A 14881-nucleotide genomic window follows, 5' to 3' on the forward strand; every position below is an offset into this window, starting at 1 on the left:
CGGCTTTAACGTTTGAAGAAGGATTGCGGACGTTCAGCCCGACGGGACCAAGGTCTGTTCCCAGGTCTAGCCGCCCCCTCTCAATGGCATCCCCGGACCGCCCGGTGGATCTGCATCGCAAGTGGCGGGTGGCGGGGCAGCCACAGGGTGGACATTTCAGCCCACATCGAAAATGATCATGTTGCCATGCACACACTGTAGTGCTCTGATTTCGACGAAAAGCCTGAGCGTAGAAGCGGATCAACCGACCTCCGGGTCCAGCGAGCGAGGACGCAAATGGACACCCAAGAGAATGGGCAATTGCATCGCGACGCGGGCGGGCGACCCTGTCGATCGGCCGGCTGGCTTACCCGCGCCGCCGTGTTGGCGGCATTCCTGCTCGGCATGGCTTTCAGCAGCACTGCGTTTGCGCAGGACCAACAGTTACCCGTGGTGACGGCGGCCAAGCCGGTGGTCCGTGAAATCGTCGAAGACGACGAGTTCGTCGGGCGCTTCGAAGCCCTCGACCAGGTCGCCATCCGTTCGCGCGTCAGCGGCTATCTGGACAAGGTCAGCTTCCAGGACGGCGCACTGGTCAACAAGGGCGACCTGCTCTTCACCATCGATCAGCGTCCGTACCAGGCGGCTTATGATGCTGCCAAGTCGCAAGTGGACGTCGCCAAGAGTCTGCTCGAATTCTCCAAGATGCAGCTGGATCGCGCCGACGAACTCGCCAAGACCGGCAATATCTCAACCGCGACGGTCGACGACCGCCGGCGGGAATACCTTTCGGCGCAGGCGCAGATGCAGGGCGCGACGGCTGCGCTGACGACGGCCAGACTGAACATGGAATTCACCGAGATCAAGGCACCCTTGTCCGGCCGCATCGACCGCCGGCTGGTGTCGGTCGGCAACCTCGTGCAGCCGGATTCCACCTTGCTGACGACCATCGTTACGCGCGATCCGATCGACTTCTATTTCGACGTCGATGAGCGCCTGTATTTCAGCTACGCCCGCGACGCGAAGGAGCGCGGCGGCAGCATGCAGGAAGGCGCCGGCGGGCTCGAGGTGGTGGTTCGCGTCGCCGACCGCGCGGAGGCAGTATTCAAAGGCAAGCTCGATTTTGCCGAGAACCGGATCGACAACGCGACCGGCACCATGCGGGTGCGTGCAAGGTTTCCCAACGCCGACGGCATTCTCCAGCCAGGCATGTTCGGACGCATCAACGTGCCGGGGTCGCTGCCGCATAGCGGCGTGCTGGTGCCCGACGAGGCGATCGGCGCCGATCAGGATCGCCGCATCGTGTTCCTGGTGGATGAGGCCGGGATGGTGTCGGCGAAGCCCGTGCGCACCGGCCCGCTTCTCGACGGCTACCGGGTGATCCGCCAGGGCCTGACCGGCGATGAGACGATCATCGTCAACGGGCTGATGCACGCCAGGCCCGGCACCAAGGTCAAGGTCGAGATGGTGACGTTGCCGCCCAGGGCCGAGACCGCCGAGTTGCAGCAATGAGGTTCGCACATTTCTTCGTCGACCGTCCGATCTTCGCATCGGTCGTTTCGATCGTCCTGCTGATCCTCGGCGGGATTGCTTATACCCAGCTGCCGGTCGCGCAATATCCCGAGATCGCGCCGCCGACCATCGTCGTTCGCGCCCAGTATCCGGGCGCAGACGCCGAGACGGTCGCAGCGACGGTGGCAACGCCGATCGAGCAGGAGATCAACGGCGTCGAGGGCATGCTCTACATGTCGTCCTATTCGTCGGGCGACGGGGCGATGGCGCTGACCATCACCTTCAAGCTGGGCACCGATCTCGACCAGGCGCAGGTGCTGGTGCAGAACCGCGTGTCGGTCGCCGAGCCGCGCCTGCCCGAAGAAGTCCGCCGCCTCGGCATCACCACCACCAAGACCTCGCCCGACCTGATGATGGTCGTGCACATGCTGTCGCCCGACAATACCTACGACCAACTCTACGTCTCGAACTACGCCCGCTCGCGGGTGCGCGACATACTGCTCAGACTAGACGGCGTCGGCGACCTCATCATCTTCGGCGAACGCGAATATTCGCTGCGCATCTGGCTCGATCCGGAAAAACTGTCCGCCCTGGGGATGACCTCGGGCGATGTGGTGCAGGCGCTGCGCGACCAGAATGTCCAGGTGTCGGGCGGCTCGATCGGCGCGCCGCCGACCAGCACCGGCACGGCGTTCCAGTACACGGTCACAACGCAAGGCCGCTTCAACGACGCACGCGACTTCCGATACGTGATCGTCAAATCGACCGACGACGGCCGCCTGATCTCGCTCCAGGACGTGGCGCGCATCGAGCTCGGCGCCAAGGATTACGTCACCAACTCCTATCTCAACGGCAAACCGGCGGTGGCGCTCGCCATCTTCCAGCGGCCGGGCACCAATGCGCTCGCCGCAGCCGCGGAGATCCAGGACAAGATGAAGGAGCTTTCCCGCGACTTCCCGAAGGGGTTGAGCTACGACATCGTCTACAATCCGACCGAGTTCGTCGCCGAGTCGATCCAGGAGGTCTACAAGACGATCCTCGAGGCGATGCTGCTGGTCATCATCGTTATCATCGTCTTCCTGCAATCGTGGCGCATGGCGATCGTGCCGATCGTGGCGATTCCCGTGTCGCTGATCGGCACGCTGGCGGTACTTTACGCCGCCGGCTTCTCGCTCAACATGCTGACGCTGTTCGGCCTCGTTCTGGCGATCGGCATCGTCGTCGACGATGCGATCGTCGTGGTCGAAAACGTCGAGCGCAATATCGCCAGAGGGCTGGCGCCCAGTCCGGCGTCGCACCTGACCATGGACGAAGTCGGAACGGCCGTCATCGCGATCTCGCTGGTGCTGATAGCCGTGTTCGTGCCGACAGCCTTCATCCCCGGCATTTCTGGGCAGTTCTATCTGCAGTTTGCTATCACCATCGCGGTGTCGACGGCGATCTCGGCATTCAATTCGCTGACGCTTTCGCCGGCGCTGGCCGCACTGCTGTTCAAGCCGCATCACGCCGCGGCGGCGCCGCCGCGCTTTTTCCTGGCGCGGTTCGGACGGGCGCTCGCCGACGGCTTCAATCGTGGCTTCGACAGGGTCGCCCATTGGTATTCGAGCATTATCCGTGTGCTGGTCGGCTCGTGGATAACGATGGCCGCCATGCTGGCCGTTTTCGCGGCCCTCATCTACGCCACGGTCTACATGGTGCAGGCGGTGCCGCGCGGTTTCATTCCGTCGCTTGACCAGGGCTATGCGATCGTCGTCGTCCAGTTGCCGGACGGCGCTTCGCTGTCGAGGACCGATTCGGTCATCCAGCAGGCGTCGCAGATCATCCAGAAAACGCCAGGCGTCGATTACGCTGTCGCCTTCGCCGGCTTCTCCGGCGCGACCTTCACCAACGCCAGCAACGCGGGCGTGATCTTCGCCAGGTTCAAGCCGTTTGACGAGCGACTGAAAGCCGGCCAGTCGGCGACCCAGGTCATCGGCAATCTGTTCGGCAGCCTGCAAAGCATCAAGGAAGCCTTCATTATCGCACTGCCACCGCCGCCGATCCGCGGCGTCGGCAATGCCGGCGGCTTCAAGCTGCAGATCCAGGAGCGCAACAGCGCCGACATGCGGCAGATCCTGGCGCTTGCCTACGAAATCGCCGGCAAGGCCAACAAGACGCCGGGGCTGACGGGCGTGTTCACCACCTTCTCCGCGTCGAGCCCGCAATTCTTCCTGGCGATCGATCGCGACAAGGCGCGCATCCTGAACGTGCCGATCCCCAACATCTTCGAGACGCTGTCGATCAATTTGGGCACCGCCTACGTCAACGACTTCAACGCGTTCGGGCGCGTCTACCAGGTGCGGGCGCAGGCCGACCAGGCGTTCCGCCTCGATCGCGCCGACATCTTGAAACTGAAGGTGCGCTCGGCGACCGGCGCGCTGGTTCCGCTCGGCACGTTGATCGAGATCCGCGACGTCACCGGCCCGGCGCTGGTCCAGCGCTACAACATGTACGTCTCAGTGCCGCTGCAGGGCAACGCCGCGCCCGGCGTTTCCACGGGCGACGCGCTGGCATTGATGGAAGGGATCACGGCAAAGACGCTGCCGGCCGGTACCTCCTATGAATGGACCGAGCTCGCCTATCAGGAGCGCAACACCGGCAATGCCGCTGTCTATATCTTCGGACTGTCGGTGCTGTTCGTGTTCCTGGCGCTGGCGGCGCAATATGAAAGCTGGGTGCTGCCGTTCGCCATTGTGCTGGTGGTGCCGCTCGGCGTGCTCGCGGCGTTGCTCGGCGTGTCTTTCCGAGGGCTGGACAACAACATCCTCGTGCAGATCGGCCTCATCGTGCTGATCGGGCTTGCCGCGAAGAACGCGATCCTGATCGTCGAATTCGCGCGGCAGGCGCAGGAACGCGGGCTGTCGGCCGCCGAGGCTGCCGTCGAAGCCTGCCGGCTCAGGCTGCGGCCGATCCTGATGACCGCCTTCTCGTTCATCCTCGGCGTCGTGCCGCTGATGATCGCAACGGGACCGGGCGCAGAAATGCGCCAGTCGCTCGGCACCGCGGTATTCTCCGGCATGCTCGGCGTCACCTTCGTCGGCCTGTTCCTGACGCCGGTGTTCTACGTCACGCTCAGGTCGCTGTTTTCACGGCGCAAGCCCCGTGCCGAGGCCGAACCTTCGGGGCCGGCAGAGGCGCCATCGGAGACGGCCGCCGAGTAGGGTTACGAATTCGCCGCGCGAGCGCGGTTATCACTCCAGAAAATCGGCGCGGCGCGGCAACGGCTACGATCTGCGCAACCTCGGCGTCGAGGTGCCGCGGAGACCCTGCTCGGTCTGATCCAGCCTGACAGCCGCATCCAGTTCAGCGAGACGATGCCGGGCGGAGAGGCCAATGCGATCTTCTATCTGGTCGACCAGGCGGGGCTTGAGGGCGCAACCACGACCTCCGGAGTCCTCGCTTGCGATGTCCGCTTCCGCCCGACGCGATCACCGTGCGCCGACAGACCTGCAGGCAACTGATCAGGCGGGTGCCGGCGCCCGCGGCGTCAAGTTCGTCGCGCCGGCCGTCGTCCAATTCCTCAGGCGGCGCCTGGACGCCGGCTTTGTTTCCGTGAATCTCGCCATGCCGCATTGCACAATCGTCTCGCCTGCGCAAAATGCGGCATGATCCGCAAATCCCTCACTGTTCTGGTGATCGATGAAAACCACATCCGCGCTTCGATAATCGAAGCGGGATTGCGGGAAGCCGGGCATCAGCAGGTCACGGTCATCCACGACGTCGCCGGCATCGCGCGGCGGATCGCCGAGATCGAACCCGACGTGATCGTCATCGATCTCGAAAATCCCAACCGCGACATGCTCGAAAACATGTTCCAGCTTTCGCGCGTGGTGAAGCGGCCGATCGCCATGTTCGTCGACCGCTCGGATCAGGCTTCGATCGAAGCTGCGGTGGAAGCGGGGGTATCGGCCTATGTCGTCGACGGCCTGCGCCAGGAGCGGGTCAAGCCGATCCTCGACATGGCGATCAGCCGCTTCAACGCCTTCTCGCGCATGGCGCGCGAACTGGAAGAAGCCCGCAGCGAGTTGGAGCGCCGCAAGGTGATCGATCGCGCCAAGGGCATCCTGATGAAATCGCGCGGCCTGTCGGAGGACGCGGCCTACACGCTGCTGCGCAAGACAGCCATGAACCAGAACCGCAAGATCGCCGAAATCGCGCAGAGCCTGGTGACGGCGGCAGGGCTTCTGGATCCCGAGGAGAGTTGAGAATGGCGGCCGAGCACCGGATCAATGCTGGCTTCACGCCGCTCTTCGACAGCGCCATCCTTGTCGCGGCGAAGGAAATCGGCTTTGCTTTGCGCGAAGGCATCGACCTCACCCTCAACCGGGAAACGTCCTGGGCCAACATCCGCGACCGCATCGCCATCGGCCACTTCGATCTGGCGCACATGCTGGGGCCGATGCCGATCGCCTGCAATCTGGGGCTGACGCCGCTCGCCTCCGACACGGTCGTGCCGTTCTCGCTCGGCCTCGGCGGCAATTGCGTGACGGTTTCAAACGCGGTCTGGGCCGGCATGGCCGCGCACGGCGCCCAACCCGATCTCGATCCGGCGCGGGCCGGCAAGGCATTGCGAGCGCTGATTCGCGAACGGGCGAATGGCGGCGGCGATCCGCTGCGCTTCGCCGTCGTCCATCCGCATTCCGGGCACAATTACGAATTGCGCTACTGGCTCGCCGCCTGTGGCATCGACCCGTCGCGTGAAATCGAGATCGTCATCGTGCCGCCCCCCTTCATGGCCGACGCGCTCGCCGCCGGCAGGATCGACGGCTACTGCGTCGGCGAACCCTGGAACAGTGCCGCGGTCGTCGCCGGCACCGGCCGCATCGCCACGGTCAAGGCGGCCATCTGGAAGACCAGCCCGGAGAAAGTCGTTGGCGTGCGCAAGGCATGGGCGGAAAGAGAGCCGGACGCGCTTTCAGCCCTGCTGCGTGCGCTTCATCACGCGGCGCGCTGGTGCCAGGATCCGGCAAACCGTGACGAACTCGCGGCCCTGATGGCGCAGCCGGCCTTCCTCGGGCTTGCGCCGGCGCTGCAGATGCCGATTCTCAGCGGGCATCTGGCGCTCGGCGGCGGCGCCGAACTCACCGTCGGCGACTTCTTTCTGCCCTTCAACAAGGCGGCGAACTTCCCGTGGAAGAGCCATGCGCTGTGGTTCTACACGCAGATGGTGCGCTGGGGGCATGTCGCGCACACGCCGGAAAACCTCGCTATTGCCCGCGACTGCTACCGCCCCGATCTCTACCGCTCGGCGTTGAAGCCGCTTGGCGTGGCGCTTCCCGGTGCCAATGCCAAGGTCGAGGGCGCGCTGAAGGCCGCGACTCCGGTCGGTTCGGCGGGGGCAAGCCTGGTGCTCGGTCCCGATGGCTTCTTCGATGGCCAGATATTCGATCCCGACGAGATCGACGCCTACATTGCCGGCCAGAAATTGGCGCGCGCTGAAGCCTGATCATTTCCCCGGCATTCTTGTGCGCTGCACAAAAAATGTGCGTGCGACTGCGCTAATGAACAATCCTTGGCTTGCTCGCCCAGCGGGCCGGCGCGCCGAAGATTGTGGCATGCCGTTGATCTCATTGATGTTTGTCATCCATTCCGAAACTGGCACGGTTCCTGCTTTGCAATAGGCAGACTCTTCTCGGGTCACGGAATAGGCGTCCAATGGCGGGCGCTACAGGCAAAGCTGCCGCTCAGGTCGACACGCGATCCCGGATGGACGGACGCGCGCGGCCTGGCCGGCGGCTTTTTTTGTTTTGGTCGAACACGCAATCGACGGCGCCGATCCCAAGCCGCGCCCAACCGGAGATGACGATGACGAAAAGCACCAATAGCCATTCCGCCCAAACGGCGATCAGCCGCCGGGATTTCCTGAGGATCAGCGCGGCCACCGCGGCAACGCTGGCGGCGGCGCGTGCGCTGCTGCCCTCCGGCGCCTATGCGGCGCCCGCCGCGCCGGAAGTCACCGGCGCCAAGCTCGGCTTCATCGCATTGACTGATGCAGCACCGTTGATGATCGCCAAGGAGAAAGGCCTGTTCGAGAAATTCGGCATGCCCGATGTCGAGGTGCTCAAGCAGGCCTCCTGGGGGGCGACGCGCGATAATCTGGTGCTCGGCGGCGAAGCCAACGGCATTGACGGCGCCCATATCCTGACGCCGATGCCTTATCTGATGCACACCGGCAAGGTGACGCAAAACAAGCAGCCACTGCCGATGGCGATCGTGGCGCGGCTCAACTACGACTGCCAGGGCATTTCCGTCGCCCAGGAATATGCCGGCACCGGCGTCGGCCTCGACGCCTCCAAGCTGAAGGACGCCTTCGCTGCGAAAAAGGCCGCAGGCAAGGAGGTGAAGGCCGCCATGACCTTCCCGGGCGGCACGCACGATCTTTGGCTGCGCTACTGGCTGGCTGCCGGCGGCATCGATCCCGACAAGGACGTCTCGACCATCGTCGTGCCGCCGCCGCAGATGGTCGCCAACATGAAGGTCGGCAACATGGACGTGTTCTGTGTCGGCGAGCCGTGGAACGAGCAACTCGTCCACCAGGGCGTCGGCTTCACCGCCGCCACCACCGGCGAACTGTGGAAGGGCCATCCGGAAAAGGCGCTCGGCCTGCGCGCCGCCTTTATCGACAAGTACCCGAACGCCACCAAGGCGATCCTGATGGCCGTCATGGAAGCCCAGCAATGGTGCGAGGCAAAAGAAAACAAGGACGAGATGGCCGCCATCATCGGCAAGCGGCAGTGGATGAACGTGCCGACTGCCGACATCATCGGCCGCCTCAAGGGCGACATCAACTACGGCAATGGCCGCGTCGCCAACGGCACCGACCTCTATATGAAGTTCTGGAAGGGCGGCGTGTCCTATCCCTTCAAGAGCCACGACAGCTGGTTCCTCGCCGAAAATATCCGCTGGGGCAAGTTCGCGCCGACCACCGACATCAAAGCACTGGTCGGCCAAGTAAACCGTGAGGATCTGTGGCGCGAGGCGGCCAAGGATCTTGGTGTCGCCGCGGCCGATATTCCGGCGTCTACGTCGCGCGGCGCCGAAACCTTCTTCGACGGCAAGATCTTCGATCCGGAGAACCCGTCGGCCTATCTCGACAGCCTGAGAATCAAGGTGTCGGCCTGAGCCTGACATAGGTGCAAGGCAGGCGGTGGCACCGCCGCCTGCCTTGCACCTGCCGCCAAGGAGTTTTTCGAGAATGTCTATCCAAGCCATCGAGGACCGCAAGGTGAAGCCGTTCCCCGCACCGGCCAAGCCCGCCGAAATCATCGCCTTGACCGCCAGGGCGCCGCGCCGCTTCGACCCGGCCGCGATCGCCGCCAAACTGGCCAGCACGCTGGTGCCGCCGGTCATCGTCATCACCATTATGCTCGTCGTTTGGCAGGTCGCCTGTTCGTCGCCGACGGCCAGCCTGCCACCGCCGAGCCAGGTGTGGAACGAGGCCTATGACCTGATCGCCCACCCGTTCTTCGACAATGGCCCGCAGGACATCGGACTCGCCTGGCGGGTGCTGATGTCGCTGCAGCGCGTCGCCATGGGCTTCGGCCTGGCAGCAATCGTCGGCGTCGCGCTCGGCGCGCTCGTCGGCCAGTCGATCTGGGCGATGCGCGGTCTCGATCCGGTCTTCCAGATCCTGCGCACGGTGCCGCCGCTCGCGTGGCTGCCGCTGTCGCTGGCGGCGTTCCGCGATTCCAGCCCGTCGGCGATCTTCGTCATCTTCATCACCTCGATCTGGCCCATAATCATCAACACCGCGGTCGGTGTCCGCAACATCCCCGAGGACTACCGCAACGTCGCCCGTATCCTCCGGCTCAACCAGTTCGAGTTCTTTGTGAAGATCATGGTGCCGGCGGCCGCGCCCTATATCTTCACCGGCTTGCGGATCGGCATCGGCCTGTCCTGGCTCGCCATCGTCGCCGCCGAAATGCTGACCGGCGGCGTCGGCATCGGCTTCTTCATCTGGGACGCGTGGAACTCGTCGCGCCTGCCCGACATCATTGTCGCGCTCGCCTATATCGGCGTCACCGGCTTTTGCCTCGACCGCCTGGTCGCGGCGGTCGGCGTCTTCGTCACCCGCGGCACAACAGCAAAGTGAGGAGAGGGACGATGACGGCCTATCTGAAACTCGACCACATCGACAAATCCTTCGCCCGCGGCAGCCAGGTCAGCGACGTGCTGAAGGACATCCGGCTGACCATCGACAAGGGCGAATTCGTCTCGATCATCGGCCATTCCGGCTGCGGCAAGTCGACCTTGCTCAACCTGATCGCCGGCCTGACCAAGGTCTCGGCCGGCGCCGTCCTGCTCGAAGACAAGGAGGTCGACAGCCCCGGCCCGGAACGCGCCGTGGTGTTCCAGAACCACAGCCTGCTGCCATGGCTCACCGTCTACGAAAACATCAGCCTCGCGGTATCCAAGGTCTTCGGCGGCAAAAAGAGCCGGGCCGAGCGGCATGAATGGATCATGCGCAATCTCGATCTCGTGCAGATGGCGCATGCCAAGGACAAACGTCCGGCCGAGATTTCGGGCGGCATGAAGCAGCGCGTCGGCATCGCCCGGGCGCTGGCCATGGAGCCGAAGATCCTGCTGCTCGACGAGCCCTTCGGCGCGCTCGACGCGCTGACCCGCGCGCATCTTCAGGACGCGGTGATGGATATCCATTCGAGGCTCGGCTCGACGACGATCATGATAACTCACGATGTCGACGAGGCGGTGCTGCTGTCCGACCGCATCGTGATGATGACCAACGGGCCGGCGGCCACCATCGGCGAGGTTCTTCCCGTGCCGCTGGCCCGGCCGCGTCGGCGCATTGAGCTTTCCTCCGACCGCACCTTCCTGCGCTGCCGCGAGGCGGTGCTGAAATTCCTCTACGAACGCCACCGCTTCGTCGAAGCGGCGGAGTAAGGCCATAATTGGAAACTCGTCATCATCATTGGCAAATCTGCATCGGCAATGGGCAATCTACCGCATTGCACAAATATTATGCTGCTGTGCAAGGCATTTTGACTAATCTTTGATCCGCTGCCGAGCTTGGTCAAAAGTCGCGCGGCTGCGGTTCATGTTGATTTCATTCTATAATTAAGAGCGCTATCGAATTGGCACGCTTCCTGCTTTCCAAAATGTAGGGTCCGCAAGGGCCAAGTGACACGGCGTCCAATGGCGGGCGCCACAGGCAAAGCTGCCGCTCAGGTCCACACGCGCTCCCGAAATCCCGGACGCGAAGACCTGGCCGGCGGCTTTTTTGTTTTGACGCAATCGACGCGCTGGTCCCAAGCGGCGCCAACCGGAGACGACGATGACGAAACGGATCGGAACTGGCGCGTCCCTCGCGGACTTCACGCGCCGCGATTTTCTGGCCGCCAGCGCGCTGACGGCGGCGCTGTTCACCGCCGCGCTCCTCGTCTTTCCCGCCGGCGCCAAGACTGACGGCAAGGGTCTCGAAGTGACCGCGCAAAGGTCGGTTTCAACCAGTTCGCCGATGCTGCGCCGCTGACAGTCGCGAACGAACAGACAAGGGCGGTGCCTCCCACGCCGCAAACCGGAGCCAGAAAATGACCGCAAATCTCCCAGCCGCGCCCAGCCAGGACAGCGCTCCCCGGCAGGCGCTTGCCATGTCCACCATCGCCTTCACCGTCTGCTTCGCGGTGTGGACGATCTTTTCAATCATCGGCGTGCGCATAAAGCAAGAGCTGGGGCTGAACGAGACGGAGTTCGGCCTGCTCGTCGGCACGCCGATCCTCACCGGCTCGCTCGTGCGTATGGTGCTCGGTGTCTGGACCGACCGTTTTGGCGGACGGCTGGTATACACCGCGACCATGCTTGCGGCGGCGGTCGCGACCTTTCTGCTCGCTTTTGCGCACACCTACGGGCAGATGCTGGTCGCCGCATTAGGCGTTGGGCTCGCCGGCGGTTCCTTCGCCGTCGGTGTCGCCTATGTCTCGCGCTTCTTCCCGGCCGGCAAGCAGGGTACGGCGCTTGGCATTTTCGGTGTCGGCAATGTCGGCGCCGCGGTCACCAAGTTCCTGGCACCGTTCGTGCTTCTTTCCTGGGGCTGGCAGTCGGTCGCGCTGATCTGGGCGGCAGCACTAGTCGTCATGGCCGCCGTCTTCTGGTTCACGACTGGCGACGATCCGGTCATCCGCGAGCGCCGCGCCGGCAAGGCAGCGCCCAAGAGAAGCTTCTTGCAGGAATTCGCGCCGCTCAAGAACCTGCAGGTCTGGCGCTTCGCCTTCTATTATTTCTTCGCCTTCGGTGCATTCGTGGCGCTCTCGCTGTGGCTGCCCCGCTACCTGATCGGCGTCTACGGCTTCGGGCTTGCGACCGCCGGCATGATTGGCGCGGCCTATTCAATTCCGGCAAGTATTTTCCGCGCCTATGGCGGCGTGCTTTCCGACCGGATCGGCGCCCGCACCGTGCTCTACTGCACCTTCGCTGTCAGTGCCGTCGCGACTCTCGTTCTGTCTCTCCCCTCGGCAGACTACGTCGTGCGCGGTATCAGCGGGCCGATCGCCTTCCATTTCGAGATCGGCCCGCTTGCCTTCATAGCCGTTGCCTGTGTGCTCGGCTTCTTCATGAGCCTTGGCAAGGCCGCCGTCTACAAGCACATCCCGGCTTACTATCCGCAGAGTGTCGGCGCGGTCGGCGGCGTTGTCGGCATGATTGGCGGGCTCGGCGGCTTTATCCTGCCAATCGCCTTCGGCGTGCTCAACGACCTCACCGGCGTCTGGTCGAGCTGCTTCATGCTGCTCTTCGTCATTGTCGCCACCTGCTTTGCCTGGATGCATTTTTCCATCCGGCGGATGGAGCGCACGGCGTCTGACGAAGCTTCAGGCCTTTCCTACGCGGCTGAGTGAGAGCGGAGTGGATCAGGACATGACCGAGAAACTCGTCATCATCGGCAACGGCATGGCCCCCGGGCGCATGCTGGAGCATCTCCTGGAAAAGGCGCCTGGGCGCTACCAGGTCACCATCTTCAACGCCGAGCCGCGCGTGAACTACGACCGCATCATGCTGTCGCCGGTTCTGTCGGGCGAAAAGGCCTATGAGGAGATCATCATCCATGGCGACGGCTGGTACATCAAGCACGGCATCACCCTCTACAAGGGCCACAAGATCGTCGCCATCGACCGGCAGGCAAAGACCGTCACCTCCGATCATGGCGTGACCGAGCCCTACGACAAGCTCGTCATCGCCACCGGCTCGGTGCCGTTTATCATTCCGGTGCCAGGCCATGACCTGCCGGGCGTGCTCACCTATCGCGATCTCGACGACGTCCGGGCGATGATGCTTGCCGCCCAGTCGCGGGCCAAGGCTGTCGTCATCGGCGGCGGCCTGCTCGGTCTGGAAGCGGCTGCGGGTCTGAACGCGCAGGGCATGGACGTCACCGTGCTGCACGTCATGCCGACGCTGATGGAGCGTCAGCTCGATCCGGCCGCCGGATATCTCCTGCAGCGCGCCGTCGAGCAGCGCGGCATCAAGGTCATCACCAAAGCCAACACCCAGGCGATCACCGGCAACGGCAAGGTCGAGCGGGTGGAGCTTGCCGACGGCACAGTCATTCCCGCAACGCTCGTCGTCATGGCGGTGGGCATCAGGCCGAATGCGGCGCTGGCGAAGGAAGCCGGCATTGCGGTCAATCGCGGCATCGTCGTCGACGCCGGCATGCGCAGCAACGATCCCGATATCTACGCAATCGGCGAATGCGCCGAGGTCAACGGCCAGGTCTACGGGCTGGTCGCGCCGCTCTACGAGATGGCGCGCGTCGCCGCCAGCCATCTGGCCGGCAATGAGGCGGCGGCTTTCGTCCACATGGACACGCCGACTAAGCTCAAGGTCACCGGCATCGAGCTGTTCTCTCTCGGCGACTTCGCCGAGGGCGATGACCGTCAGGAGATCGTGCTGCGCGATGCCGCGGCCGGCGTCTACAAGCGCCTCGTACTCAAGGACGACCGCATCATCGGCACTGTGCTCTATGGCGAGACGGCGGACGGCGCCTGGTTCAACGACCTCAAGAAGAAGCAGACCGACATATCCGAGATGCGCGATACGCTCATCTTCGGCCAGTCCTACCAGGGAGGCGCCCCCCTGGACCCTATGGCGGCCGTTGCAGCCTTGCCGGATGATGCGGAAATCTGCGGTTGCAACGGCGTATGCAAGGGAAAGATCACCGGCGCGATCACGGCCAGGGGCTTGACCTCGCTCGACGATGTGCGCGCCCACACCAAGGCGTCGGCCTCCTGCGGCTCCTGCACCGGGCTGGTCGAAAAGCTGATGGTGCTGACCATCGGCGACAAATACAACCCCGCGGCGGTCCAGCCGATGTGCAGCTGCACCGCGCTTGGCCATGACGAGGTCCGCCGGCTGATCAAGGCCAAGGGCCTGAAGACCATTCCCGCCGTCATGCAGGAACTGGAGTGGAAGACCTCCTGCGGCTGCGCCAAATGCCGGCCGGCGCTCAACTATTATCTCGTCTGCGACTGGCCCGACGAATACGCCGACGATTACCAGTCGCGCTTCATCAACGAGCGCGTCCACGCCAACATCCAAAAGGACGGCACCTATTCGGTAGTGCCGCGCATGTGGGGCGGCGTCACCAACGCGGCCGAATTGCGCGCCATCGCCGACGTCGTCGACAAGTTCGAGATCCCGATGGTCAAGGTCACCGGCGGCCAGCGCATTGACATGCTCGGCATCCGCAAGGAAGACCTGCCGGCGGTATGGGCCGATCTCGGCCAGGCCGGCTTCGTCTCCGGCCACGCCTATGCCAAAGGACTGCGCACGGTGAAGACCTGTGTCGGCTCGGACTGGTGCCGCTTCGGCACGCAGGATTCGACCGGCTTGGGCATCCGTATCGAAAAATTCATGTGGGGCTCGTGGACCCCGGCCAAGGTCAAGATGGCGGTGTCGGGCTGTCCGCGAAACTGTGCCGAGGCGACCTGCAAGGATGTCGGCGTGATCTGCGTCGATAGCGGCTACGAGATCCATTTCGCCGGCGCCGCCGGTCTCGACATCAAGGGCACCGAAGTGCTCGGCCTGGTCAAGACCGAGGACGAGGCGCTGGAGCATATCGTGGCATTGACGCAGATGTATCGCGAGCAGGGTCGCTATCTTGAGCGTATCTACAAATGGGCCAAGCGCGTCGGCATAGCTGAGATCAAGCGTCAGATCATGGACGATGGCGAGAAGCGCAAAGCCTATTTCGACCGCTTCGTCTTTTCGCAGAAATTCGCCCAGGTCGACCCATGGTCGGAACGTGCTTCCGGCAAGGACAAGCATGAATTCCGGCCGATGGCTTCGGTCGGCTTTGCCCAGGCGGCGGAGTAGGCGCGTGTTCCCGAAAAGTGGAATGCGGTTT

The 14881-nt window shown here is 63.9% G+C and carries 11 protein-coding genes; all 11 read left to right on the plus strand.

The genetic code is table 11. The features are described 5' to 3' along the window. Nucleotides 1-384: 384 nt before the first annotated feature. The 11 genes from NKH33_RS10245 to nirB all read left to right on the plus strand — a co-directional run bounded on the left by NKH33_RS10245 (nucleotide 385) and on the right by nirB (nucleotide 14850). A complete protein-coding gene (locus NKH33_RS10245) occupies nucleotides 385-1491 on the plus strand; it encodes an efflux RND transporter periplasmic adaptor subunit (protein WP_352470181.1) in 1107 nt (368 codons plus the stop codon). Then, entirely contained in the window at nucleotides 1488-4691 is a 3204-nt protein-coding gene (locus NKH33_RS10250) for an efflux RND transporter permease subunit (protein WP_352540391.1), read from the plus strand. Before NKH33_RS10245 ends, NKH33_RS10250 begins: the two co-directional genes overlap by 4 nt. A 244-nt stretch (nucleotides 4692-4935) precedes the next feature. Then, nucleotides 4936-5139 (plus strand): hypothetical protein, encoded by a 204-nt coding sequence (locus NKH33_RS10255; protein WP_352540392.1) that lies wholly within the window; start codon nucleotides 4936-4938, stop codon nucleotides 5137-5139. Beyond that, the gene (locus NKH33_RS10260; RefSeq protein WP_352919256.1) at nucleotides 5136-5735 is read left to right on the plus strand and encodes an ANTAR domain-containing response regulator; all 600 of its coding nucleotides are present in this window, start codon (nucleotides 5136-5138) and stop codon (nucleotides 5733-5735) included. The genes NKH33_RS10255 and NKH33_RS10260 overlap by 4 nt, the downstream gene beginning before the upstream one ends. A gap of 2 nt (nucleotides 5736-5737) precedes the next feature. Beyond that, nucleotides 5738-6976 carry a CmpA/NrtA family ABC transporter substrate-binding protein gene (locus NKH33_RS10265; protein ID WP_352919259.1) on the plus strand — a complete coding sequence of 413 codons (1239 nt, stop codon included), beginning with the start codon at nucleotides 5738-5740 and terminating at the stop codon, nucleotides 6974-6976. A 359-nt stretch (nucleotides 6977-7335) separates the two neighbouring features. Further along, complete coding sequence (locus NKH33_RS10270) at nucleotides 7336-8652, plus strand: CmpA/NrtA family ABC transporter substrate-binding protein (protein ID WP_352919262.1); 1317 nt, start codon at nucleotides 7336-7338, stop codon at nucleotides 8650-8652. A gap of 73 nt (nucleotides 8653-8725) precedes the next feature. Next, nucleotides 8726-9622: a nitrate ABC transporter permease gene (gene ntrB / locus NKH33_RS10275; RefSeq protein ID WP_352919265.1), complete on the plus strand. Its 897-nt coding sequence runs from the start codon at nucleotides 8726-8728 to the stop codon at nucleotides 9620-9622. Between the two features lie 11 nt (nucleotides 9623-9633). Next, nucleotides 9634-10431, plus strand: coding sequence for an ABC transporter ATP-binding protein (locus NKH33_RS10280; protein ID WP_352469908.1), 798 nt, complete (start codon nucleotides 9634-9636; stop codon nucleotides 10429-10431). Nucleotides 10432-10822: 391 nt separating this feature from the next. Further along, nucleotides 10823-11020, plus strand: coding sequence for a twin-arginine translocation signal domain-containing protein (locus tag NKH33_RS10285; protein ID WP_352919268.1), 198 nt, complete (start codon nucleotides 10823-10825; stop codon nucleotides 11018-11020). A gap of 58 nt (nucleotides 11021-11078) precedes the next feature. Next, nucleotides 11079-12380 carry an MFS transporter gene (locus tag NKH33_RS10290; RefSeq protein WP_352448438.1) on the plus strand — a complete coding sequence of 434 codons (1302 nt, stop codon included), beginning with the start codon at nucleotides 11079-11081 and terminating at the stop codon, nucleotides 12378-12380. Nucleotides 12381-12399: 19 nt separating this feature from the next. Continuing rightward, the gene (gene nirB, locus NKH33_RS10295; protein WP_023676296.1) at nucleotides 12400-14850 is read left to right on the plus strand and encodes a nitrite reductase large subunit NirB; all 2451 of its coding nucleotides are present in this window, start codon (nucleotides 12400-12402) and stop codon (nucleotides 14848-14850) included. Nucleotides 14851-14881 lie beyond the last annotated feature (31 nt).

Source organism: Mesorhizobium sp. M1182, from assembly GCF_040318335.1.
In the GTDB taxonomy this organism is placed as follows: domain Bacteria; phylum Pseudomonadota; class Alphaproteobacteria; order Rhizobiales; family Rhizobiaceae; genus Mesorhizobium.